The following is a 2935-nucleotide window of genomic DNA, read 5'->3' as shown; positions in this document are numbered from 1 at the left end:
CGCGGGAATTGAATTCCGCAAGCGGAATTCTGGAGCGGCCTGGAAACCCGCTTCGCGGGTTTCCAGGGATTCCCGCAAGCGGGAATCCGATGGCTGACTGGGAGGGGTGGGTGCATCACGCGCGGCACTGTGTAGGCTCAGGAATCCCAGGTCATCCCCGGACCGAGACCCCCTGTCACCTCACCCACCGTCAAGGCCGGCACCCCCCGTCGAGCCCAGTGGACTCCGCTTCGCTCCGCCCACCCTGAACGCCCGTCACCATCGGGCCCCGAAAGCGCTGCATGGGAGAAGCATACCACCCACAGTGCGGGTTCACGCCTCTATTCCGCCGGTGCATCACTCCGGCGTTGGAACCTTCGGCAAGCCTAGTGCATCACAGTGATGCACTGTGTAGAGTCAGTGTTGCAGGCACACCACCGATGTTCGACTCTATTGCGGGCGTTGTGCGATCAAGGAAATCCCCTCCGGCATTCCATGGAAGGATCGGGGACATGCCCATCGAGTTGCGTGACCACCAGATCGAGGCGGTTGACGCGATCATTCGCGCGCTGGACATCCCGCCGGGCGGGGTGATTCCGGCGAACGGGCTGCGGGCGCAGATTCACGCGGCCTGCGGGACCGGGAAGACGTACATCTCGGCGGCGGCGGCCCGGCGGCTCGTCCCGCGCGGCCGCACGCTCGTCCTGGTGCCGACGCTGGCCCTGCTGGGTCAGACGATCAAGGCATGGCGGGAGGTCGGGCACACGGGGCCGGCGGTCGCCGTGTGCTCGATGGAGGACGACGTCGAGCTGTGGTCGATGGACGTGCGGTGCACCACCAACCCGATCCGGCTGGCCATGTGGCACGGTTCCGGTCCGGTCACCATCTTCGCCACCTACAGCTCTCTCGGGGTCCTGGCGGAGGCCTTCGAGGGCGCCTACGGCAAGGCGCTGGAGCCGCTGGACCTGGCCGTGGTCGACGAGGCGCACCGGACGTCCGGGAGCCTCGGGAAGGCGTGGGCGGACATCCACCACCAGCACGTCATCCCGGCTGCGCGGCGCCTGTATGCGACGGCCACCCCGCGCATCTGGCAGGAGAGGCCGGCGCCGCCGTGGGAGCTGCGCGAGGGGGAGCGGCACGAGCGGCTGCCGGGGGAGATGGCCGCGTCCATGGACGACGAGGCGATCTTCGGCCCCGTCGCGTGGAAGCTCCCGCTGTCCGAGGCGGTGAAGCGGGGCCTGCTGGCGCGCTACCAGATCATCGTGGTGGAGCTGACCGACCCGATGGTCACCCCGGAGCGCCTGATGAGCCCCGAGAAGCGCAGCGAGGAGATCCGCGGGCAGCGGCTCGGCGCGCTCCAGGCCGCCATGCTCCACACCATGGCGCAGCATGGGCTGCAGACGATGATCACCTTCCACCACCGGACCATAGAGTCTCAGGCGTTCGCGGAGGGGCTGCCGGCGGTGGCGGCGAAGCTGCACGCGGGTGATCCGGAGTTCTACCCGGACCGGATCTGGGCGAACTGGCTGAAGGGTGAGCATGCTGGGGAGCGTCGGGCGCGGGTGCTGGCGGAGTTCGGGCGCTCGGCTCGGCGGGCTGTGCTGTCGAACTGCCGGGTGCTGGGTGAGGGTGTGGACATCCGGGCGGTGGAGTCGGTGGCCTTGCTGGACCCGAAGGGCGCGCCGCACGACATCGTGCAGGCGATCGGGCGGGCGCTGCGGCAGCAGCCCGGTGAGGGGAAGCTGGCGTCGCTGATCGTTCCGGTTTTCCTGAAAGAGGGTGAGGCGCCGCAGGACATGTTCACTTCGGGGAGTTACCGGCCTTTGGTGAACGTGCTTCAGGCTCTGCGGGCTCATGACGAAGAGGCTGTGGAATTGTTGGCGGTTCCTCAGATCGAGCAGAGGAACAGCGTGGAGCCGTCCATGGATATCGGTCTGGAGCCGAAGGAGGGCGAGAGGGAAAGCCGCATGTTGCTGCGTTTCTCCGCTCCTCGTGACCCGGTGATGGTCGCGCAGTGGGTTTCGTTCAACGTGATCGACACCGAGCGGCAGGACTGGGCTCGCGGATGGTCGGCCGCCGAGAAGTATTACAAGCGGGAGGGGCATCTGCGGGTGCCGTTCGACCACCGCGAGGCGACGAGGGCGGGGCTGGATCCGCACCAGATGTACCCGTTGGGGCACTGGGTGAGCGAGCAGCGCAAGGCGTACGCGGCCGGTCAGATGGAGGGCAGGCGGGTCGAGCGGCTGGAGTCGCTCGGGATGGTGTGGGATCCGCTGGACGCGGCGTGGGAGGAGAACCTGGCCGCTGCCCGGGAGTACTTCGAGCACCACGGCACCCTGGCTGCTCCCCGTACGGCCACCGCGTTGGACAAGCCGGTCGGGCAGTGGCTGTCCAATCAGCGCCGCCCCGGCGTCCTGGACGGGCGGGCGGACCGGGCGGAGGCTCTCGCGGAGATCGACCCGGACTGGAACCCGGCGTGGCCGCTGGATTGGCAGCGTCACTGGGCCGCCGTCGCCGACTGCGTGGACGGCGGGGCGCGGCTCGGTGATCTGCTGCCCGGGGTCACCGTCCACGGGCTGGATGTCGGCCGGTGGCTGGAGCGGCAGCGCCAGCACATCGTCTGGCAGGGACTGATGGACGAGCAGCGCGAGCGCCTGACCGCGCTCGGCATCCAGCCGCTGCTGGCCCCGGCCGGACAGGACAGGAAGGGCGCGGCGGCGAGGAAGGCCGGCGGGAAGGTGAGCGCGTTCGAGCGGGGCGTGGCCGCGCTCGTCCTGTACCGGGAGCGGACCGGCACGGTGACCGTGCCCCGGGCGCACGTTGAGCCGGTGCCCGACGGTGACGGCGGGACGGTGGAAGTGAAACTCGGGGTCTGGATCTCCAACACGAAGACCCGCCGGGCCAAGCTCACTGAGGAGCAACTCGACCAACTCGCCGCACTCGGACTCCACTGGCG

Annotated in this window: 1 protein-coding gene; it reads left to right on the top strand. The window is 69.2% G+C overall.

Annotated features, from left to right (window positions below):
* Nucleotides 1-491 precede the first annotated feature (491 nt).
* Nucleotides 492-2935 (top strand): DEAD/DEAH box helicase (locus PUR71_RS02820; protein WP_329924693.1); only part of this gene is annotated, 2444 nt, incomplete at its 3' end.

Source organism: Streptomyces sp. SP17BM10, assembly GCF_036322405.1.
Taxonomy (GTDB): Bacteria; Actinomycetota; Actinomycetes; order Streptomycetales; family Streptomycetaceae; genus Kitasatospora.
This window is presented reverse-complemented; position numbering and strand designations above follow the sequence as displayed.